This is a genomic window from Streptomyces sp. 142MFCol3.1 (assembly GCF_000424945.1).
Taxonomy (GTDB): Bacteria; Actinomycetota; Actinomycetes; order Streptomycetales; family Streptomycetaceae; genus Streptomyces; species Streptomyces siamensis.
This window is the reverse complement of sequence record NZ_AUKV01000011.1, coordinates 144,140-165,365: the sequence shown is the minus strand read 5'-3', so window position 1 is coordinate 165,365 and position 21,226 is coordinate 144,140. Positions and strand designations below refer to the sequence as shown.

Annotated in this window: 18 protein-coding genes; 13 read left to right on the top strand and 5 right to left on the bottom strand. The window is 71.6% G+C overall.

Annotated features, from left to right (window positions below; all coding sequences use genetic code 11):
• The first annotated feature begins 12 nt into the window (after positions 1-12).
• Positions 13-762 carry a proteasome subunit alpha gene (gene prcA / locus H305_RS0118130; protein ID WP_028801614.1) on the top strand — a complete coding sequence of 250 codons (750 nt, stop codon included), beginning with the start codon at positions 13-15 and terminating at the stop codon, positions 760-762.
• Positions 763-861: 99 nt separating this feature from the next.
• Here the strand turns inward: prcA and H305_RS0118125 are convergent, their stop codons facing one another.
• Positions 862-1,881, bottom strand: a complete 1,020-nt coding sequence (locus H305_RS0118125) for a LacI family DNA-binding transcriptional regulator (RefSeq protein ID WP_028801613.1) — start codon at positions 1,879-1,881, stop codon at positions 862-864.
• Between the two features lie 106 nt (positions 1,882-1,987).
• On the opposite strand from H305_RS0118125, the gene H305_RS0118120 reads away from it, so the two are divergent.
• The 12 genes from H305_RS0118120 to H305_RS0118065 all read left to right on the top strand — a co-directional run bounded on the left by H305_RS0118120 (position 1,988) and on the right by H305_RS0118065 (position 14,215).
• Complete coding sequence (locus H305_RS0118120; RefSeq protein WP_028801612.1) at positions 1,988-3,247, top strand: MFS transporter; 1,260 nt, start codon at positions 1,988-1,990, stop codon at positions 3,245-3,247.
• Positions 3,248-3,256: 9 nt separating this feature from the next.
• The gene (gene pafA / locus H305_RS0118115) at positions 3,257-4,618 is read left to right on the top strand and encodes a Pup--protein ligase (protein WP_028801611.1); all 1,362 of its coding nucleotides are present in this window, start codon (positions 3,257-3,259) and stop codon (positions 4,616-4,618) included.
• Positions 4,619-4,747: 129 nt separating this feature from the next.
• The gene (locus tag H305_RS0118110; RefSeq protein WP_028801610.1) at positions 4,748-5,749 is read left to right on the top strand and encodes an FKBP-type peptidyl-prolyl cis-trans isomerase; all 1,002 of its coding nucleotides are present in this window, start codon (positions 4,748-4,750) and stop codon (positions 5,747-5,749) included.
• 69 nt (positions 5,750-5,818) lie between these two features.
• The gene (locus H305_RS0118105; RefSeq protein ID WP_028801609.1) at positions 5,819-6,190 is read left to right on the top strand and encodes an FKBP-type peptidyl-prolyl cis-trans isomerase; all 372 of its coding nucleotides are present in this window, start codon (positions 5,819-5,821) and stop codon (positions 6,188-6,190) included.
• A 124-nt stretch (positions 6,191-6,314) separates the two neighbouring features.
• Positions 6,315-7,268 carry a helix-turn-helix transcriptional regulator gene (locus H305_RS0118100; RefSeq protein ID WP_028801608.1) on the top strand — a complete coding sequence of 318 codons (954 nt, stop codon included), beginning with the start codon at positions 6,315-6,317 and terminating at the stop codon, positions 7,266-7,268.
• A 16-nt stretch (positions 7,269-7,284) separates the two neighbouring features.
• Positions 7,285-8,310, top strand: a complete 1,026-nt coding sequence (locus H305_RS0118095) for a helix-turn-helix transcriptional regulator (protein ID WP_028801607.1) — start codon at positions 7,285-7,287, stop codon at positions 8,308-8,310.
• Positions 8,311-8,402: 92 nt separating this feature from the next.
• On the top strand, positions 8,403-8,663 hold the full coding sequence (locus H305_RS0118090; RefSeq protein ID WP_037764498.1) for a hypothetical protein: 261 nt from the start codon (positions 8,403-8,405) through the stop codon (positions 8,661-8,663).
• A gap of 19 nt (positions 8,664-8,682) precedes the next feature.
• On the top strand, positions 8,683-8,877 hold the full coding sequence (locus tag H305_RS0118085; RefSeq protein ID WP_028801605.1) for a hypothetical protein: 195 nt from the start codon (positions 8,683-8,685) through the stop codon (positions 8,875-8,877).
• Between the two features lie 238 nt (positions 8,878-9,115).
• Complete coding sequence (gene tatA / locus H305_RS0118080; protein WP_028801604.1) at positions 9,116-9,400, top strand: Sec-independent protein translocase subunit TatA; 285 nt, start codon at positions 9,116-9,118, stop codon at positions 9,398-9,400.
• 47 nt (positions 9,401-9,447) lie between these two features.
• Positions 9,448-10,395, top strand: a complete 948-nt coding sequence (tatC, locus tag H305_RS0118075) for a twin-arginine translocase subunit TatC (protein ID WP_028801603.1) — start codon at positions 9,448-9,450, stop codon at positions 10,393-10,395.
• Positions 10,396-10,425: 30 nt separating this feature from the next.
• Positions 10,426-11,316, top strand: coding sequence for a diacylglycerol kinase (locus tag H305_RS0118070; RefSeq protein ID WP_028801602.1), 891 nt, complete (start codon positions 10,426-10,428; stop codon positions 11,314-11,316).
• 40 nt (positions 11,317-11,356) lie between these two features.
• A complete protein-coding gene (locus H305_RS0118065; protein WP_028801601.1) occupies positions 11,357-14,215 on the top strand; it encodes a DEAD/DEAH box helicase in 2,859 nt (952 codons plus the stop codon).
• Positions 14,216-14,453: 238 nt separating this feature from the next.
• Here the strand turns inward: H305_RS0118065 and atzF are convergent, their stop codons facing one another.
• From atzF to H305_RS0118045, 4 genes are read right to left on the bottom strand one after another with little or no spacing between them, the layout of a single operon-like run.
• Positions 14,454-16,115 (bottom strand): allophanate hydrolase, encoded by a 1,662-nt coding sequence (gene atzF, locus H305_RS0118060; RefSeq protein WP_028801600.1) that lies wholly within the window; start codon positions 16,113-16,115, stop codon positions 14,454-14,456.
• A gap of 43 nt (positions 16,116-16,158) precedes the next feature.
• Positions 16,159-19,674 (bottom strand): 5-oxoprolinase/urea amidolyase family protein, encoded by a 3,516-nt coding sequence (locus tag H305_RS0118055; RefSeq protein ID WP_028801599.1) that lies wholly within the window; start codon positions 19,672-19,674, stop codon positions 16,159-16,161.
• Positions 19,671-20,270, bottom strand: coding sequence for an urea amidolyase associated protein UAAP2 (locus H305_RS0118050; protein WP_028801598.1), 600 nt, complete (start codon positions 20,268-20,270; stop codon positions 19,671-19,673). Before H305_RS0118050 ends, H305_RS0118055 begins: the two co-directional genes overlap by 4 nt.
• A complete protein-coding gene (locus H305_RS0118045) occupies positions 20,267-21,091 on the bottom strand; it encodes an urea amidolyase associated protein UAAP1 (protein ID WP_028801597.1) in 825 nt (274 codons plus the stop codon). Before H305_RS0118045 ends, H305_RS0118050 begins: the two co-directional genes overlap by 4 nt.
• Positions 21,092-21,226 lie beyond the last annotated feature (135 nt).

The following is a 21,226-nucleotide window of genomic DNA, read 5'->3' as shown; positions in this document are numbered from 1 at the left end:
GATGGATAACCGGTGTCGACGCCGTTCTACGTCTCACCCCAACAGGCCATGGCCGACCGGGCGGAATACGCCCGCAAGGGCATCGCCCGCGGCCGCAGCCTGGTCGTACTGCAGTACGCCGACGGCATCGTGTTCGTCGGTGAGAACCCGTCCCGCGCGCTGCACAAGTTCAGCGAGATCTACGACCGGATCGGCTTCGCCGCCGCCGGCAAGTACAACGAGTACGAGAACCTGAGGATCGGCGGCGTGCGCTACGCCGACCTGCGCGGTTACACCTACGACCGTGACGACGTGACCGCCCGCGGTCTCGCCAACGTGTACGCCCAGACCCTGGGCACGATCTTCTCCAGCGCGGCCGAGAAGCCGTACGAGGTGGAGCTGGTCGTCGCCGAGGTGGGCGAGACGCCCGAGGGCGACCAGATCTACCGGCTGCCCCACGACGGATCCATCGTCGACGAGCACGGCTCCGTCGCCGTCGGCGGCAATGCCGAACAGATCAGCAGCTATCTGGACCAGCGCCACCAGGACGGCATGTCGCTGGCGGAGGCCCTGAAGCTGGCCGTGCAGTCGCTGTCCCGCGAACCGAACGGCGGTGAGCGGGAGATCCCCGCGGAGCGCCTGGAGGTCGCGGTGCTGGACCGCACGCGCCCGCAGCAGCGCAAGTTCAAGCGGATCGTCGGGCGTCAGCTCGCCCGCCTGCTGGAGGCGGGCGGCGCCACCACCGCCACGGAGGCCGAGGAGTCGGCCGAAGACGAGGAGTGACCTCGGCTTCTTCCGCAATGCTCCGCGCGCCCCGGTCGCCCGTTCGGCCGGGGCGCGCCGCTGTTCCGGACGGGCTCGGGGCCGCCTGTGCGGGTCAGGTCAGGCGGCTGGGGCGCCTGGCGGGGCCGTGGAGCCCCGTACGACGAGGGTGACCGGGATGTCGTCCTGAGGGGGTGTCCGGCCCTCCAGGACCGCCAGGAGGGCCTCCATGCCCCGTTCCCCGAAGAGCTCGGCGTCCAGCCGTACGGTCGTCAGCTCGGGATCGATGGCGCGGGCCAGGGCCAGATCGTCCAGGCCCGTGATGGAGAGGTCGTCGGGGACGCGCAGCCCAAGACGCCGTGCCGCCTTGTAGGCACCGGCCGCCAGGTTGTCGTCGTCGCAGACCAGCGCGGTGGGCCGGGGGTCGGTGGCGAGCGCGGCCGCGGCGGCGGTCAGGGCGCCCTCGATGGAGATCGGGGCCCGCGTCGTGCGCAGCTCGGTGCCGGGGACCGCGGCGAGGCGCGCGGCCAGCTCCCGTGCGCGTACCTCGAAGGTCCACGAGGCGATGTCGGCCGCGAGGTGCAGGAAACGGCGGTGACCCAGGGCGAGCAGGTGATCGGCGACCTGCCGTACCCCGTCCGCGATGTCGAGATTCACCGTGGCCGCTCCGAGGCTGCCTGCCGGATCGCTGTCGAGCATCACGAGCGGGAGCTGGTCGCCGCGGATCGCGGTGAGGGCGTCGGCGGCCATGGACGAGGCGATCACCCCGTCCAGCGCGGCCGCCGCCGAGCCGAAGGGGTCCCGGGCGGGGCCGATGCCCTCGGGGGAGGGGTACAGGACCACGCCGAAGCCGTGCGCGGCCGCCACCCGGGCCGCACCGGTGTAGACGCCCGCGAAGAACTCCGTGGTGAGCGCCGGGACGACCAGGAGGACGGTGCGGGTGCGGCCCAGGCGCAGATTGCGGGCCGCGAGGTTCGGGCGGTAGCCGAGCTCCAGGGCCGCTTCCCGGACGCGTTCCGCCGTCGCCTCGGAGACCCGGCCGCGCCACTTCTCGCCGAGCACCAGGGAGACCGCGGCCTGGGACACACCGGCGGCCTGGGCGACGTCCCGGCTCGTGGGGCGCGTGCTACCTCGTGCCACCGTCGACCTGCTCCCTCGTCTGGACTCCCGGTCAGCGCACATGGTACGTATGGAAGACGACGTTATACGTAAAACTCATACGTCACGCACGACGGAAGGGCAGGCCATGGCCGCCGGATACCTGGAGATCCTCAGGGCGAGGCATGCCGCACGGCTTCTCGTCGGCACCCTGGTCGGGCGGCTGCCGAACGCCACCGCCGCCATCGCCGTGGTGCTCTTCGTGCGCGCCGAGGGCGGCACCTACAGCCTGGCCGGCGCGCTGGCCGCCGTGTACGGGGTGGCCAACGCCGTGGGGCAGCCCCTGCTCGGACGTCTGGTGGACCTGCACGGCCAGCCCCGCGTCCAGCTGCCCGCCGCGCTCGTGTCGGCCCTCGGGATGGGCGTCTTCGCCTTCGCGGGCACGGAGCCGCTGCCGCTCGCCTACGTCTCCATGGCCGTCGCCGGACTGTTCACACCGCCCCTGGAGGGCGGTCTGCGGGCGCTGTGGCCCTCCGTGCTGCGCAGGGAGGAGCAGGTGCACACCGCGTACGCCATGGACGCGGTGGCGCAGGAGGTCATGTTCACCGTCGGACCGCTGCTCGTGACGCTGTGCGTGGCGCTCTGGTCCGCCCAGGCCGCGCTGCTCGTCCTGAACGTCATCGGGGTGCTCGGCGCGCTCTCCGTGGTCGTCTCGCCGCCCTCGCGCGCGTGGCGCTCGGCCCCGCGCGAGGCGCACTGGCTCGGCGCGCTGCGCTCCGCGGGCCTGCTGGCCCTGCTCGCCGCCTTCCTGTGCGTCGGGGTGGCCCTCGGCTCCATCACCGTGGCCGCCGTGTCGTACGCCGACGACCACGGCGGGGCCGCGGTGTACGGCTGGCTGATGGCCGGCATCGGCCTCGGCGCGCTCGTCGGCGGCACCGTGTACGGCATGCGGCAGTGGGGCGGCGCGCCGGAGCGGCGACTGCGCGGGCTCGTGGCCCTTCTGGCGGTGTGTTACCTGCCCCTCACGCTGGTGCCCGGCCCCGTGGCCATGACCGCGCTCACCACCCTCGCCGGTGTGTTCCTGGCACCCTGCATCGCCTGCGCCTTCGTCCTGGTCGACCGGCACGCGCCGAAGGGGACGGTCACCGAGGCGTTCTCCTGGCTCGTGACCACGTTCACCGTGGGCGCGTCGGTCGGAACGGGCCTGACGGGCCCCGTGGTCGAGCGGGGCGGGGCCGTGTGGGGCTTCGCCGTGCCGAGTGCCGCCGGGGCCGCCGCACTGGTGGTTCTGCTGGCCACGGGGCGGGTCCTCGCGGCTGCCGGACGAGGTGCGGTCGCTGCGGTCTCATCGGAAAATGATCCAAACCGTGCCGTCGAACCCCGTTTCAGCTCGAAGGATCGGGCGTAATGTTCAGTCATGGACCGCCGCATTTTCGGGCTGGAGAACGAGTACGGCGTCACGTGTACGTTCAGGGGACAGCGCCGCCTGTCTCCCGACGAGGTGGCGCGGTACCTCTTCCGCCGTGTCGTGTCATGGGGCCGCAGCAGCAATGTCTTTCTGCGGAACGGTGCCCGCCTCTATCTCGACGTGGGATCACATCCGGAATACGCGACACCCGAATGTGACAACGTGACGGAACTCGTCACCCACGACAAGGCCGGCGAGCGCATTCTCGAAGGACTCCTGGTCGACGCCGAACGACGCCTGCACGAGGAAGGAATCGCGGGCGACGTCTATCTGTTCAAGAACAACACCGACTCGGCGGGCAACTCCTACGGCTGCCACGAGAACTACCTGGTGGCCCGGCACGGGGAGTTCTCCCGGCTCGCGGACATCCTCATCCCGTTCCTGGTCACGAGGCAGCTGCTGTGTGGTGCGGGCAAGGTGCTCCAGACGCCGCGCGGCGCGGTGTACTGCGTCAGCCAGCGGGCCGAGCACATCTGGGAGGGCGTCAGCTCCGCGACGACCCGCTCGCGTCCCATCATCAACACCCGGGACGAGCCGCACGCGGACGCCGAGCGCTACCGCCGCCTGCACGTCATCGTCGGCGACTCGAACATGTCCGAGACGACGATGCTCCTGAAGGTGGGGGCCACGGACCTCGTGCTGCGCATGATCGAGGCGGGCACCGTGATGCGCGACCTCACCCTGGAGAACCCGATCAGGGCGATCCGCGAGGTCAGCCACGACATCACCGGCCGCCGCAAGGTGCGTCTCGCGAGCGGGCGCGAGGCATCCGCCCTCGAAGTGCAGCGCGAGTACTACGAGAAGGCCGTGGACTTCTGCGAGCGCCGCGGCATCCGCACCGGCACCGTCGAGCAGGTCCTGGAGCTGTGGGGCCGCACGCTGGACGCGATCGAGGCCGAGGACCTCGACCGGATCGGCACCGAGATCGACTGGGTGATGAAGTACAAGCTCATCGAGCGGTACCGCGCCAAGCACAACATGACGATGTCTCACCCGAGGGTCGCCCAGATAGACCTCGCCTACCACGACATCCACCGTCGCCGAGGCCTGTACTACCTGCTGGAGAAGAAGGGTCAAGCCGCCCGGATCTGCAACGACTTGAAGATCTTCGAGGGCAAGTCCGTGCCGCCGCAGACCACTCGGGCGCGACTGCGCGGCGACTTCATCCGGCGCGCCCAGGAACAGCGCCGCGATTTCACGGTCGACTGGGTCCACCTGAAGCTGAACGACCAGGCGCAGCGCACGGTGTTGTGCAAGGACCCGTTCCGCTCCGTCGACGACCGGGTGGAGAAGCTGATCGCGGGAATGTGAGCCGCATGTTCCGAAAGTGATTCCGGAACGCAACGCGGGGCGCCGTACGTTTTCCGTACGGCGCCCTTCTCACGTCGTAGAGTTGCGCGCACGCCATCAACCAAGATCGACCGATACGAGGCCCCCACCGTGCGCCGACGCTCACTCCTTCTTGCCGTACCCGCTGGATTGGTCACACTCGCCGGATGCGGTGACGACGGCAAGTCAGACACGGCGAAGTCCAGTGCCAGCCCCTCTCCTTCGGGCTCCGCCTCCGCAGCGCCGCCGCCGAAGATCGTCGACGGGCCGCTGCCCGGCATCACCGCCGGCACGAAGTTCGACGAGAAGCCGACCGTCGCCAAGGGCACCGGCGAGCCGTCGAAGGACCTCGCTGTCCGCACGGTGATCGCGGGCAACGGCCAGACCGTCGCCGAGAACGACTACATCCAGGCCAATTACCTCGGCCAGATCTGGGACACGGCGAAGGTCTTCGACAACTCCTACGACCGCAAGACGCCGCTGGTCATCCAGCTCGCGCAGGGCGGCATCATCGACGGCTGGCGGTACGGCCTGGTCGGCAAGAAGGCGGGCAGCCGCGTCGAGATGGCCGTCCCGCCGACCTGGGGGTACGGCAAGCAGGGCAACACCCAGGCGGGCATCAAGGGCACCGACACGCTGGTGTTCGTGGTCGACATCCAGCAGACCTTCAACGCGAAGAGCTCCGCCAAGGGCAAGGACGTCCCCCAGACGGACGCGAACCTCCCGAAGGTCGGCACCAACACCGACGGCAAGGCGCCCTCCATCGAGGTGCCCAAGGCCGACGCGCCCACCAAGCTCGTGGCGAACTACGTCATCGAGGGCGACGGCGAGCAGGTCCAGGCCGACAGCAGCGTGCTCGTGCAGTACAAGGGCGTGCTGTGGGACGGCGGCAAGGAGTTCGACTCGACCTACGGCAGGGGTCAGCTGACCTCGTTCTCCCTCCAGCAGGTCGTCAAGGGCTGGGCCCAGGGCCTGACGGGCAAGAAGGTCGGCAGTCGCGTCCTCATCGTCGTCCCGCCGAGCCTGGGCTACGGCGACAACCCGCCGAGCGGCAGCGGCATCAAGAAGGACTCCACCCTGGTCTTCTCCGTCGACATCCTGGCGAAGATGTAACCCTCCCGGGCATGTGAGACTGTCGGTGTTGCCGTAAGGCAACCAAGCGAACAAGCAGGAGCCAAAGACGTGAGCATCGAGAAGCCCGAGATCGACTTCCCGGGCGGCGAGCCCCCGGCGGACCTCGAGATCAAGGACATCTGGGAGGGTGACGGAGAGGTGGCCCAGGCGGGCCAGAACGTCACCGTTCACTACGTGGGTGTCGCCTTCAGCACCGGCGAGGAGTTCGACGCCAGCTGGAACCGCGGGACGCCGTTCCGCTTCCCGCTCGGCGGCGGCCGCGTCATCAAGGGCTGGGACCAGGGCGTGCAGGGCATGAAGGTCGGCGGCCGTCGCCAGCTGACCATTCCGGCCCACCTCGCCTACGGCAACCAGAGCCCGACGCCGGCGATCAAGCCCGGCGAGACGCTGATCTTCGTCGTGGACCTGGTCGCGGTCTGATCGTCCTGCGACCGGACCCGATCACCTGGGGCCCATGCCTGGACAGGCATGGGCCCTCGGCTTTTGCCACGACACCCCGGGGCGGTACGGTCGACGATCGGAAGCACCATAGGGAAGGGCGTCGATGGCCATTGCCAAGGCCGAGCGGCTGATGAACCTGGCGCTGTGTCTGCTCGGGACACGCCGGCCGCTGAGCAAGCGCGAGCTGCGCGAGTCCATCGAGGCCTACCTCGAAGCGAGCTCGGACGACTCCTTCAACAGGATGTTCGAGCGCGACAAGGACGATCTGCGCGAACTCGGCCTGGTCATCGAGACGGTGGAGAACCTCGAAGGTGAGGTCGGCTACCTCGCCCGCCGGGACAGCAACCGGCTGCCGCCCATCACGCTCGACGCCGAGGAGGCCGCCGCCCTCGGCCTCGCCGCCAAGGTCTGGCAGCAGGCCCGGCTGGCCGGCGCGGCGAGCGGGGCCCTGCAGAAGCTGCGCGCCGCCGGACTGCCCGAGGACGTGGACCCCTACGAGGCCCATGGCGCTCTGGAGCCGCACATCCCCGTCCACGAGGCGGCCTTCGAGCCACTGATGCTCGCGTGCCGCGACCGCCGCCCGGTCGTCTTCGACTACCGCAAGGCCACCGCGGCGCGCCCGGAGTCCCGGCAGGTCGAGCCGTGGGCACTCGAATGCTGGCGCGGCCACTGGTACCTGGCCGGCTGGGACCGCGACCGCGGCGCCGAGCGCGTCTTCCGGCTCTCCCGGATCACCGGCCGGGTCCGCACCCGCGCCGGACGCTTCACGGCCGAGGTGCCCGACGTCGTCACCGTGCGTGAGACCGTCGCGGGCTGGGCGGGGGAGATCGCCGACCGCTCCGCGCTGATCCGGCTGCGCACCGGCGCCGGCTACCCGCTGCGCGCCAAGGCCGTCTCCGTACGGGAACTGGGCGACGGCTGGGACGAGTTGGAGATTCCGTACGGGCACGGCCTGGACGCCTGGCTCGTCGAGTTCGGTCCCGACGTCGTGGTCCTGGAGCCCGCGGAGCTGCGGGCCGACGTCGTGGACCGGCTGCGCGCCGTGGCCAAGGGCTGAGGGGGAACGTAAGAAAGTGGCAGGAAAACCGGCCAGGCCCGCGAACGCCATCGACCAGACCCGGCGGATGCTCTCCCTGGTGACCTATCTGCGCGAGCGCCCCGGCGCGCGCGTCGGCGACGTCGCGCGCGCCTTCGGGATCACCGAGGACGAGCTGATCTCCGACCTCGACGTGCTGCCCCTGTGCGGGACCAGCTTCCGCGGCGGCGACCTGCTGGACATCGACACCGACGGCGACCGCATCTGGTGGCACAACCCGGACGACGTGGCGGAGCCGCTGCGTATCGCCGCCGACGAGGCGACCGCGCTGCTCGTGGCGGCCCGCGCGGTGGCCACGCTGCCCGGCCTGCGCGAGGGCGACCGGCAGGCGCTGCTGCGGGCAACCGCCAAGGTGGAGGCCGCCTCGGGCGAGGCGGCGGGCGCGAGCTCCCGCCTGTCGGTGACCTTCGAGTCCGAGGGCGGGGTCTTCGCGGACGTCGACCGGGCGATCTCCGAGCGGCGCAGGCTGTGGATCCGCTACTACTCGCCGTCGCGTGACGAGCTCTCCGAGCGCGAGATCGACCCGATCCGGCTGGTCAGCGTCGGTCACACCTACGTGGAGGCCTGGTGCCGCCGCTCCGAGGCGCGCCGCACCTTCCGGCTCGACCGGGTCGCCGAGATCCGCATCCTGGACGAGCCGTCGGCGCCGCCCGAGATCGAGCTCAGGGACCTCTCCGAGGGCCTCGTGCAGCCCGCCGCGGAGGACCCCGAGGTGGTCGTCGAGGTCGGTCCGGGCGGGCGCTGGGTCGCCGAGTACTACCCCCACGACAGTGCGGATGAGCTTCCGGACGGCGGGCTGCGTATCACCCTGCGGACCCCCGATCCGGCGTCGCTGCGGCGGCTGGCACTGCGTCTGGGCCGCGACGGCCGGATCGTGTCGCCGCAGGGCCTCGCGGACAGCGCCCGTCAGGCGGCCCGCGACGCGCTCGCGGCCTACGACGGGCTCGGCGCGCCGCGAGGGGTTCAGGACGGGCCGTACGACAGGCAGGAGCAGGAGCTTTGAGCACGTCGTCGAAGTCTGGCGGGCAGGACAAGGCGTCCGTGGCGCAGCGGACCGGCGCGCCGGTCCGCGTGGGCGTGGCCGGCGCACCCGAGATGTCGGCCGTGACGGCCTTCGCGGGGATGCGAAGGGTGGTCGAGGTGATGTTCAGGGCCGCCTGCCCCGACTGCCGGGCGGGCTTCGAGCTCGGAGCCAGCGCCCTGCGCCTGGCCATCGGCGCGAGCAGCCGCACGACCTTCTACTCCTTCACCTGCCCCGAGTGCGGCTCGGCCGTCCGCAAGCCGGCGGGGGAACGCATCGTCGAGCTGCTCACCGGGGGCGGGGTGCGCACCCTGCGTCTGCACTCCACCGTCTAGAACCTCTAGGGTCGACGTCATGTTCTGGCCGATGTGTGCGATCGCTGCGGGGTTCCTGGGAATCGCCGTGCTCGGTGTCCTCGCCGTGCGTGTCTTCATGGAGGCGGAGCGTCTGGGCCGCCAGGTTTCCGAGTCCGCGCGCCGGATCGGCGTGGCTGCGGAGGAACTGGAGACCGCCGCCGCGCGCGCCGCAGGCTCGGTCGATGCACTGTAAGACGTGGGTGTGATGTGTTTCGAGGGGCTTTCGCCCTGTCACCTTCCGGGCAACGACAGGTACGCTGCTGGTCGTGGCCCGAAGAACGAGGCGCGGGTCGCGAACTGGGAGTACGCACAGGGATTGCCGCGCGTTCACCCCTGAGCGTTACGATCGCTGTCAACACGACGATCGGACACATGTCCGGCCGATCGGACAGCACCCCGACCATGCAGCCTCGGTGAGAAGGTAAAGACTTATGTTCGGAAGGCTCGGAGCTCCCGAGATCATTCTCATCCTCGTCGTCATCATCCTGCTGTTCGGCGCGAAGAAGCTTCCGGACATGGCGCGCTCCCTCGGCAAGTCCGCCCGGATCCTCAAGAGCGAGGCCAAGGCGATGAAGGACGAGGGCAGCAACCCTGCTCCGGCGGGCCCGCCGAACACCGACGAGCAGCCCCCGGCTCAGCGCACGATCCAGGCCGCGCCCGGCGACGTGACCAGCTCCCGTCCGGTCAGCGAGCCCACGGACACGACCAAGCGCTGACGCAGGGCCGGTGACGTCCGGCCCGCTGCACGAGATGGGAACGTGGGTTGCTCAAGTCTGCCCGCAACACGGAGAAGGATCCCGAGGGGCGGATGCCCCTCGCGGAGCACCTTCGTGAGCTGAGGAACCGGCTCGCGAAGGCGATGCTGGCCATCGTCCTGGTCACGGTCGTCGCTGCCTTCTACTACAACGACATCATCAACTTCTTCACCAAGCCGGTCCTGGACTCGGTCGGGTGTCCGAAGACTTTCGCCGAGCTGGCGAAGATGCCCAAGGGCGACCAGTGCGCGCAGATCACCATCAACGGTCTGCTGGCCCCGTTCACCCTGGCGCTGAAGGTCTCCCTGATGGCGGGTGTCGTGCTCGCCTCGCCGGTCTGGCTCTACCAGCTCTGGGCGTTCGTCGCGCCCGGTCTGCACAAGAACGAGAGGAAGTACGCGTACGCCTTCGTCGGGACCGGCGTCCCGCTGTTCTTCGGCGGCGCCTTCTTCGCGTACAAGGTGCTGCCCACCACGGCGAAGGTGCTGATCGACTTCACGCCGAACGGCGTCAGCAACCTGCTGCCGCTCGACGACCTGCTCGACCTCGTGACGCGCATGGTGGTCGTCTTCGGTCTGTCCTTCGAGCTGCCCCTGCTGCTGGTCATGCTCAACCTCACGGGCGTCCTCACCGGCAAGCGGATGCTCGGCTGGTGGCGCGGCATGATCATGGGCATCACCGTCTTCGCGGCGCTCGCCACCCCCAGCACCGACCCGCTGACGATGCTGGCGCTCGCCGGGCCGATCTGGATCCTGTACTTCGGCGCGGTCGTCTTCTCGCTCCTCAACGACCGGCGCAAGAAGCGGCGCGAGGCCGAGGGGCCGGGCGACGACGAGGCCTCCGACCTCGACCTGACGCCCGAGGACATCGGCGCGGTCGAATCCGTGTCGGCCAACCGGGCCCTGCCCGAGCAGGCGGGTGCGGACCGGGTGAACGGTTATGACGACGTGACCTGACGAAGCCCGTCGACCTCGTAGGGTCACCCTGTGGCCAGCGAGATCACCCTCTTCGTCAATCCCACCGCGGGACGCGGCCGGGGCGCCCGAGCGGCGCAGCCGGCCGCTTCGGCTCTCCGGGCCGCGGGATTCAACGTCCGCACGGTCCTCGGCGAGAATCCGCGCGACGCCCTCGCGCAGGCGCGTGCCGCCGTGGAGAGCGGCACCGACGCGCTCATAGCGGTCGGCGGCGACGGCATGGTGAGCCTCGCCCTCCAGGCGGTCGCCGGAACCCGCACCCCGCTCGGCCTGATCGCCGTCGGCACCGGCAACGACTTCGCCCGCGCCCTGGACCTGCCCGTCCAGGACCCCGCCGCGGCGGGCCGGCGGATCGCCGAGTCCCTGAAGGCGTCCCGGCTGCGCGACATCGACCTGGGCCGGGTGAACGGCACCTGGTTCGGCACGGTCCTCGCCTCGGGCTTCGACTCCCGCGTCAACGACCGCGGCAACCGCATGCGCCTGCCTGCCGGCCGCTTCAAGTACGACCTCGCGATCCTCGCCGAGCTCGCCGCCTTCAAGCCCTTCCCGTTCCGGATCACGCTCGACGACGGCGAGGCCCGGGAGATCGAGGCGACGCTCGTGGCGGTCGGCAACGGATCGTCGTACGGCGGCGGCATGAGGATCTGCGCGGACGCGGACCTGGAGGACGGGCTGTTCGACGTCACCGTCGTCGGCGACTGCAGCCGGACGACGCTGCTCAAGGTGTTCCCGAAGGTCTACAAGGGCACGCACCTCGATCATCCGGCGGTGAGCGTGCACCGGGCCGCGAAGGTCGAACTGCTCGCCGAGGACATCACCGGGTACGCGGACGGGGAGCCGCTCGGGCCGCTGCCGCTGACCGCGGAGTGCATACCGGCGGCGGTGCGGGTGGTGCTCGCCTGAGCTGCGGGGACCTCGTGTCGCACAGCATCTGATCCGGATATTGATCGTCGTGTTGTCAGTGCCGCCCGGTAGTCTCGAAAGCACGATGACAGAGGACCTCTCACCGGCCGAGCGGTACGCGGCAGCACGCAGGCGCGCTGCCGAGCAGGCCACCGCGCTCGCCTCCTTCCGCGAGATGTACGACTTCGGCCTCGACCCCTTCCAGATCGAGGCCTGCCAGGGGCTCGAAGCGGGCAAGGGCGTGCTCGTGGCCGCGCCCACCGGCTCGGGCAAGACGATCGTCGGCGAGTTCGCCGTCCATCTCGCCCTCCAGCAGGGCAAGAAGTGCTTCTACACGACGCCGATCAAGGCGCTCTCGAACCAGAAGTACGCCGACCTGTGCCGCCGTTACGGCACGGACAAGGTCGGCCTGCTCACCGGTGACAACAGCGTCAATTCCGGGGCGCCGGTGGTCGTCATGACCACCGAGGTGCTGCGCAACATGCTGTACGCGGGCTCGCAGACCCTCCTCGGACTCGGCTATGTCGTCATGGACGAGGTGCACTACCTCTCCGACCGCTTCCGCGGCGCCGTCTGGGAGGAAGTGATCATCCACCTCCCGGAGTCCGTGACGCTGGTGTCGCTCTCCGCGACCGTGTCGAACGCGGAGGAGTTCGGAGACTGGCTGGACACCGTCCGTGGCGACACCCAGGTGATCGTCTCCGAGCACCGCCCCGTGCCCCTCTTCCAGCACGTGCTGGCCGGGCGCCGGATGTACGACCTCTTCGAGGAGGGCGAGGGCCAGAAGAAGGCCGTCAATCCCGACCTCACGCGGATGGCGCGCATGGAGGCCAGCCGGCCGTCGTACCAGGACCGCAGGCGGGGCCGGGCGATGCGCGAGGCCGACCGGGAGCGGGAGCGCAGACAGCGCTCCCGCATCTGGACGCCGGGCCGCCCCGAGGTCATCGAGCGGCTCGACTCCGAGGGCCTGCTGCCCGCCATCACCTTCATCTTCAGCCGCGCGGCCTGCGAGGCCGCCGTCCAGCAGTGCCTGTACGCAGGCCTGCGGCTGAACGACGACGAGGCACGCGCCAAGGTCCGCGCCATCGTGGAGGAGCGCACCTCCTCCATCCCGAGGGAAGACCTGCACGTCCTCGGCTACTACGAATGGCTGGAGGGCCTGGAGCGCGGCATCGCGGCCCACCACGCGGGCATGCTGCCCACGTTCAAGGAGGTCGTCGAGGAACTCTTCGTACAGGGCCTGGTCAAGGCCGTCTTCGCGACGGAGACCCTCGCGCTCGGCATCAACATGCCCGCCCGCTCGGTGGTGTTGGAAAAGCTCGTCAAGTGGAACGGCGAGCAGCACGCCGACATCACTCCCGGCGAGTACACCCAGCTCACCGGTCGCGCAGGGCGCCGCGGCATCGACGTCGAGGGCCACGCGGTCGTGCTGTGGCAGCGCGGCTTCAGCCCCGAGCACCTGGCGGGCCTCGCCGGCACCCGCACCTATCCGCTGCGCTCCAGCTTCAAGCCCTCGTACAACATGGCGGTGAACCTGGTCGAGCAGTTCGGGCGGCACCGCTCGCGAGAGCTCCTGGAGACGTCCTTCGCGCAGTTCCAGGCCGACAAGTCGGTCGTCGGGATCTCCCGGCAGGTCCAGCGCAACGAGGAGGGACTCGAGGGCTACAAGGAGTCCATGACCTGCCACCTCGGGGACTTCGACTCGTACATGCGGCTGCGCCGCGAGCTCAAGGACCGTGAGACCGACCTGGCCCGGCAGGGCGCGGTGCAGCGTCGCGCCGAGGCGGCCGTCGCGCTGGAGAAGCTCAAGCCCGGCGATGTGATCCACGTGCCCACGGGGAAGTACGCGGGCCTGGCGCTGGTCCTGGACCCCGGCCTGCCCGCGGGCCGGTCGAACGGCCACCGCGGCTTCGAGCAGCACGACGGCCCGCGCCCCCTGGTCCTCACGTCCGAACGCCAGGTCAAGCGGCTGGCCGCCATGGACTTCCCGGTGCCCGTCGAGGCGCTGGAGCGGATGCGCATCCCGAAGTCCTTCAACCCGCGCTCGCCGCAGTCCCGTCGTGACCTGGCGTCGGCACTGCGCACGAAGGCGGGGCACATCGTCCCCGACCGGCACCGCAAGAAGCGCTCGCAGGCGGCCGACGACCGCGAGATCTCCCGGCTGCGCACGGAGATCCGCGCCCACCCCTGCCACGGGTGCAACGACCGTGAGGACCACGCGCGTTGGTCCGAGCGCTACCACCGGCTGCTGCGCGACACCTCGCAGCTGGAGCGCCGTATCGAGGGCCGGACGAACACCATCGCCCGCACCTTCGACCGGATCGTGGCCCTGCTGACCGAGCTGGACTATCTGCGCGGCGACGACGTCACCGAACACGGCAAGCGGCTCGCCCGGCTCTACGGCGAACTGGACCTGCTCGCCAGCGAATGCCTGCGCGCCGGGGTCTGGGAGGGACTCGGCCCCGCCGAACTCGCCGCCTGCGTCTCGGCGTTGGTGTACGAGTCGCGGGTCGGCGACGACGCGATGGCGCCCAAGGTGCCGTCCGGCAAGGCGAAGGCCGCACTCGGCGAGATGGTGCGCATCTGGGGCCGGCTCGACGCCCTGGAGGAGGAGTTCCGGATCACCCAGACGGAGGGCGTGGGCCAGCGCGAGCCGGACCTGGGCTTCGCCTGGGCCGCGTACGAATGGGCCTGCGGCAAGGGGCTCGACGAGGTGCTGCGCGAGGCGGAGATGCCCGCGGGCGACTTCGTGCGCTGGTGCAAGCAGGTCATCGACGTCCTGGGGCAGATCGCCGCCGCGGCACCCTCCGGAGCCGAAGGCTCGACGGTCACGAAGAACGCGCGCAAGGCGGTCGACGCCCTGCTGCGCGGGGTCGTGGCCTATTCCTCGGTGGGCTGAGACCGGGCCGGGCGCTCCCCGACGGGGCGCGCCCGGCGGCACCGGGGGACAGTCGGCCGCCGGGACACGTCGACGGCCGCCCGCCGTGACGTCCCCGCAGGGCGCGCCGCCTCCCGGACCGGCAGGCGGCGCACTTCCCGGGCATCGGCTCGAGGCAGGTCTGCCCCGGACAAGGCGGCGCGACGCGTCCTCGGGCACAGGCTCCCGGGCGACCGGCCCCGGGCAGCAGGCCCGGGGATCAGTCCTCGGCGCGCAGGTGGGCGCGCCAGCCCCCCAGGTCCGTGATGTCCTGGGCGCCTTCGAGCGCGGGCGGTTCGCAGAGAAAGCCCGGCACGTCGCTGCCGTCGGCCAGTTCCACCCGGCCCAGCGCCATCGGCCGGGGCAGCGCGTCGAGCAGCCGGCCGAGCCCCTCCGCGGGGAGCCGCCACACCTCGGTCTCGACGGCTCCGCCCTCCGCGGGGCCGACATGGACCAGCCCCGGCTTGGGCGGGGTCGTGGACAGCGCGTACAGGCGGTAGACGGGTGCCGTGGTCGTCGTCCGCTCCAGTTCGGCGCCCAGGGACAGCAGCTGCGGGTTCAGCGGCTGACCGGACAGATGCGCGCCGACCACGGCGATCCTCAGCGGTGGCTGGAGCAGCCGGGCGATGTGCGCGAGGCGCTCGTCGGTGAACGCGCGGCCGATCAGCATCACGCCGAACGGCGCACCGGACGGTGTGGGACCGGCCGGTACGGCGACGGCCGCCAGGTCGAAGAGGTTCGTCGAGTTGGTGAAGCGGCCCAGCCGGGCGTTGGCGCCGAGCGGGTCGGCGGCGACCTCGGCGAGGGTGGGGTGCCCGGGCGCGGTCGGCAGCAGCAGGGCGTCCGCGTCGCCGAGCTCGGCGAGCGCCCGGGCGCGCAGCCCGTCCAGCCGCTCCTGGTCCGCGTACACCTGGTGGGCCGGGATGTCCCGGGAGCGGGTGATGATCCCGGCGACGGTCGGGTCGAGCCCCGCGCCGCCCTCGCTCAGCAACTTGTCGACAAAGCCCCCGACGGCGGCGTAGCGCTCGGCGACGAACGCACCGCCGTAGAGCATCTCGGCGGCCTCCGTGAAGGCGGTGAGATCGAGCGTGGACACCTCCGCGCCCGCCGCGACGAGCCGCTCGACGGCCGCCTCGTACGCCTGTGCCCACCCCTCGTCGAGGTCGCCCAGCTGCGCCGTCGGCGGCACGCCGACCCGCCACGGGCCGGGGAGCCGCTGGGGGAGTGGCGGCAGGTCGCGGCCCGGCGGTGACGCCATATGGGCGAGCACCCGCTCGGCCTCCGGCAGGGTCCGGGCGAACACGGTCACGCAGTCCAGCGAGGCGCAGGCCGGGACGATCCCGGCTGTGGGGACCAGACCCCGGGTCGGCTTGAGTCCGACGATGCCGTTGAACGCGGCGGGGACGCGGCCCGAGCCGGCGGTGTCCGTGCCGAGGGCGAAGTCGACGACGCCCAGGGCCACCGCGACTGCCGAACCCGAACTGGAGCCGCCGCTGACGCGGTCCGGGTCCAGCGCACCCCGGACGGCACCGTACGGGGAGCGGGTGCCGACCAGTCCGGTGGCGAACTGGTCCAGGTTCGTGGTGCCGAGCACGATCGCACCGGCAGCGCGCAGCCGGGCGACGACCGGGGCGTCCACCTCGGGCGTGTACGCGTAGGCCGGGCACCCCGCGGTGGTCGGCAGGCCCCCGACGTCGATGTTCCCCTTGACCGCGAACAGGCGGCCCGCGAGCGGCAGCCGCTCGCCCGCGGCCACGCGTTCGTCGATCCCCCGGGCCTCCTCCTCGGCCTCCGCGCGGGGTCGGAGGTCGATCCACACCTCGGGGCGGTCCGTCGCCTCGATGCGGGCGTAGGCCATGCGGACCCTGGTCACGGCGGACATCGGTACTCCTTGCACTGGAGGTACGGCGGGGCGGACGGTGGTGCTACGACTCGTGCGGGGCCAGGATCAGCAGCGCGGTGCCCGCCTCCACCTGGTCGCCCGGCCTGGCGAGTACCTCATGGACCAGGCCGTCCATCGGCGCGGGTACCCGCGACTCCATCTTCATGGCCTCCAGGGCCAGCAGCGGCTGACCGGCGGTCACCGTGTCGCCCGGGCGGACGTTCAGCTGCCAGACGGACGCGGCGAACTCGGCCTCGACCAGACGGCCGCCCTCCGGCACGGCCACTCGGGCCGCGGGGGCCGCCGGGGCGGACGCCGCCTCGGCACGCGCGAACTCGCCCGCCGCCTCCCACGCGTCCCGCTCCGCCGCGAACGCCGCGCCCTGCCGGGCCCGGAACTCCGCGATGGACCCGGCGTGCTCGGCGAGGAAGGCCCGGTGGCCGGCGAGCGAGAACTCGCCCTCCTCGACACGGGGGACGAACCGGCCCGAGACGATGTCCGCCCGGAGTTCGAGCAGTTCGTCCGCCTCGACGGGGTACCACTTGATGCGGTCGAAGAAGCGCAGCAGCCACGGTGAGCCCGGCTCGAACGCGCCGCGCTGCTGCCAGGCCGACCACACCTGGGTGGTGCGCCCGACGAACTGATAGCCGCCGGGCCCCTCCATGCCGTAGACGCAGAGGTAGGCCCCGCCGATGCCGACCGAGTTCTCGGCGGTCCAGGTACGTGCCGGGTTGTACTTGGTGGTGACCAGACGGTGGCGCGGGTCGAGCGGCGTCGCGACCGGCGCGCCCAGGTACACGTCCCCGAGGCCCAGGACGAGGTACTCCGCGTCGAAGACCGTGCGGTAGACGTCGGCGACCGAGTCCAGGCCGTTCACCCGGCGGATGAACTCGATGTTCCACGGGCACCAGGGCGCGTCGTCGCGGACCCCCGCCATGTAGCGGGCGATCGCCTCACGGGTCGCCGGGTCGTCCCAGGACAACGGGAGGTGGACCGTCCGGGACGGCACGGCCAGCTGGTCCCCGGCCGGCAGCGTCCGCGCGATCTCCCGCACCGAGGCGAGGAGTTCACGCTGCGGCAGCCTGCCCGGGTCCGCCTGGATCTGCAGCGAGCGGATACCCGGTGTCAGATCCGTGACACCGTCGATCCCGGCCGCGGCGACCGCCTCCATCAGCGCGTGCGCCCGCATCCGCAGGGCCAGGTCCAGCTGCGCCGGACCGAACTCGACCAGCAGGTTGTCGTCGCCGCTGCGGCGGAAGGTCACGTCGCCGTCGCGCGCGAGCACGCCGCCGTCCACGATCGCCGGGCGCACCGAGCCGTCCTCGGCGAGCGGGGTGAAGCGCACCGTGTCTCCCGGGCGGAGCTGCCCGAGCTTCCAGCGTTCGCCGCTGACGACGGTCGCCGGGCAGACGAAGCCACCGAGCGAGGGGCCGTCGGGGCCGAGCAGCACCGGCATGTCGCCCGTGTAGTCGACGGCGCCCACCGAGTACGGCGTGTCGTGGATGTTCGACGGGTGCAGGCCCGCCTCGCCGCCGTCCTGGCGCGCCCAGCGGGGTTTCGGACCGACCAGTCGCACCCCCGTCCGCGCCGAGTTGAAGTGGACCTTCCAGTCGGCGGCGTAGAAGTCGTGGATGTCGTCCTCGGTGAAGAACTCGGGTGCGGCGTGCGGACCTTCGAGCGCGCCGACCTGCCATCGCGAGCCGAGGACCGGCCGGTCGGCGGCCGGAACCGGTGTTCCGCAGACCACCGAGCCGCCGTGCAGCACGTCGCCGGTGCGCAGCGCCCGTCCGCCGTGGCCGCCGAACCGGCCGAGCGTGAAGGTGGCCGCGCTGCCGAGGAAGAGGGGCACGTCCAGACCGCCGCCCGCGAACAGCACATAGGTCCGCAGCCCGTGCTCGTCGGGGGCCCCGACGTCCAGCACGGCCCCGGCCGGCACCGTCACCGGATCCCACTGGGCGACCGCCGTGCCGTCCACGGTGACCGCGGCGGGGGCGCCCGTGACGCACACCGTGGTGGCGTGGGTGAACCTCAGTGACGGTCCCCGCAGGGTGCATTCGAGGCCCGGCGCGCCCTCGTGGTTGCCGAGTGCCCGGTTGCCCAGCCGGAACGACAGGTCGTCCATGGGACCGCACGGCGGTACGCCCACCTGCCAGTGACCGGTGCGGCCCGGCCAGTCCTGCACGGTGGTGAGTGTTCCGCCGGACACCACCTCGATGCGCGGCGTCGGGTCGGTGACGGCCGCCAGCGTCGCCGTCGAGTGCGCCGCCGCCCGGAAGGACGGCTCCGCGAGCGCTGCCCGCACCAGGCCGAGGTTCGTCTCGATGCCGTCGATCCGGGTGCGGGCCAGGGCGTCGTCGAGCCGTCGCAGGGCCTGCGCCCGGTCCGGACCGCGGGCGATCACCTTCGCGAGCAGCGGGTCGTACGACGTGGTCACCTCGGTGCCCGTCTCGACCCAGCCGTCCACCCGGACACCGCCGGGGAACTCGACCCGGGTCAGCAGGCCCGCGCTCGGCCGGTGACCGCGGGAGGGGTCCTCGGCGTACACCCGCGCCTCGACGGCGTGACCGCGGGGCGGCCCCGGGTCCCGCACGACGTCCGACTCGCCGCGTGCCAGCCGCAGCATCCAGGCCACGAGGTCGATGCCCAGGATCTCCTCGGTCACCGGGTGCTCCACCTGGAGGCGGGTGTTCACCTCCAGGAAGTACGCCTCCTCGCGGGCGGCGTCGTACACGAACTCGACCGTGCCGGCCGAGCGGTAGCCGACGCTCGCGCACAGGTCACGTGCGCCGGCGGCGAGCCGGTCGCGCACCTGCCGCGGGAGTCCCGGGGCCGGCGCCTCCTCCAGGACCTTCTGGTTGCGCCGCTGGAGCGAGCAGTCCCGGTCGCCGAGGGTGACGACGTGGCCCGCGCCGTCGCCGAAGACCTGCACCTCGACGTGGCGGGCGTCCTCGACGAGGCGTTCCAGGAAGACACCGGCGGAGGAGAAGGACGCCGAGACGACGCGCCGCACCCGCTCCCAGGCCTCGGTCAGTTCGACGGCGGAGCGACATGCCGACATGCCGATTCCGCCGCCACCGCCGGTGGCCTTGAGCATCACGGGGTAGCCGATCCGGGAGGCCGCGTCGAGCGCCTCCCCGACGGAGTCCAGCAGGCCGGTGCCGGGTGCCAGCGGCACCCCCGCGGCCCGGGCCGCCGCGCGGGCCGTGTGCTTCGCCCCGAACAGTTCCAGCTGCTCCGGCGTCGGGCCCACGAAGACGATCCCGGCGTCCTCGCAGCGGCGGGCGAAGGCGGCGTCCTCGGAGAGGAAGCCGTACCCGGGGTGGACGGCGCCGGCGCCGGTGTCCTTGGCCGCCTTCAGGACGAGGTCGGCGTCGAGGTACGACTCCTTGGCGGGCGCGGGCCCCAGTCGTACCGCCTCGTCGGCGAGCCGGACGTGGGGCGCGCCGCGGTCGGGGTCGGAGTACACCGCGACGGTGCGCAGGCCGAGTTCGCGCGCCGTGCGGACGACGCGCACCGCGATCTCCCCGCGGTTGGCGACGAGCAGCGTGTCGAAGGTCATCGCGCCGCTCCGACGGTCATCTCCACGTCGGTCGGCTCGAAGCCGTTGCAGGGGTTGTTGATCTGCGGGCAGTTGGAGACCAGGACGATCACGTCGCGCTCCGCGAGCAGGGTCACCCTGAGTCCGGGGGCCGAGATGCCGTCGACGATGCCGAGCGTGCCGTCCTGCTCGACCGGAACGTTCATGTACCAGTTGACGTTCGAGACGAGGTCCCGCTTGCCGAGGCCGTAACGGGCACCCTCCGCCAGGAAGTTGTCCACGCACGCGTGCTGGGACCAGGTGTGGTGCCCGTACCTGAGGGTGTTCGACTCCTTGGAGCAGGCGCCGCCGACCGTGTCGTGCCGCCCCACTTCGTCGTCGACGACGGTCATCAGCGGGGTGTGCTCGTTCGACATCAGGACGCTTCCGGTGGTCAGGAAGATGTTGCCCTGCGCTTGGATCGTGTCGGGCGCGCTGTAGCGCACGGCGGTGTCCGCGGCGTCGTACAGCAGGAAGTCGACGGCCTGGTTGCCGTGCAGATCGGTGATGGTGAGCGTCTCGCCGGAGCGGACGACGGCCGACCAGGCGGCCCGGGCGGGAACGACGGTCGTGCTCATGCGAGCCCCCTCGCGGCGAGGAATTCGGCGGTGTTCAGGAAGGCGCGGCGGCCCTCGGGCGTGGCCTCCCACAGCGGGTCGCCCGGCTCGGTCGGCGCCGCCCGCCAGGCGAGCACCTCGAGCGGGCCGCTCACATAGCGCGGTCGGGGGTCGGCCGGGTGCGGAACGTTCGCGATCAGTACGGTCACGTCCTGCTCGGTGCGCAGCGTCACGCTCCCGCCGGGTCCGGACGAGCCGGTGAAGTGCAGCGAACCGTCGTCGCCCACCTCCACCCCCTGGAAGAACGACAGTGAGGGCGGCAGATCACGCGGGGTGAGTCCGTTCTTCGCGGCGGCCAGCTTGAACAGCTCACGGCCGGCCGGGGAAGCGGACCGAGGCGTCCCGTCCCCGTACCGCTCGGTGTTGCGCAGCAGGGTGGAGGTGCCGCACAGGGCGTCGTGACGCCCCGAGGTGTCGGTGACCACCGAGGCCAGCACCCGGCCCTGGTCGGACAGCAGCAGCTGCCCCTCGCCGAGGTAGGCGTTCCACTGGACCTTGACGGTGTCCGCCACGTTCAGCCGTTCCCAGGGACGGCCGGCGACATGGAGCAGGAGGTGCGCGCAGGCGTCGCCGGCCAGGTCGGTCAGCCGCATCTCGGTGCCGCGCGCCAGCACCTTGTGCGTGTAGTTGCCGCCCGCCACCGTCTCGGCCCACACCAGGTGGCCCGCCTCGCAGGGCGGGGCGGGCCAGGCGCTCGCCGGCACGACGGGCATGGCCTCGGTGCGCGTGCCCTCCTGGGCGCGCGCATGGGCGCGGGCTCCGTAAGTGGTCGCTGTCGCCATCGCGGGACCTCCGGCTCCGGTTGTCATTTCTGTCGCGCGACAGAAATTAGGCGCGGGCGAGGTCGCGGGCATTGCCCGGCTGTTGCCGCCCGGTTACCGATCCCTCACCGGGATCGGCCGGAGATCGCCGGGCGG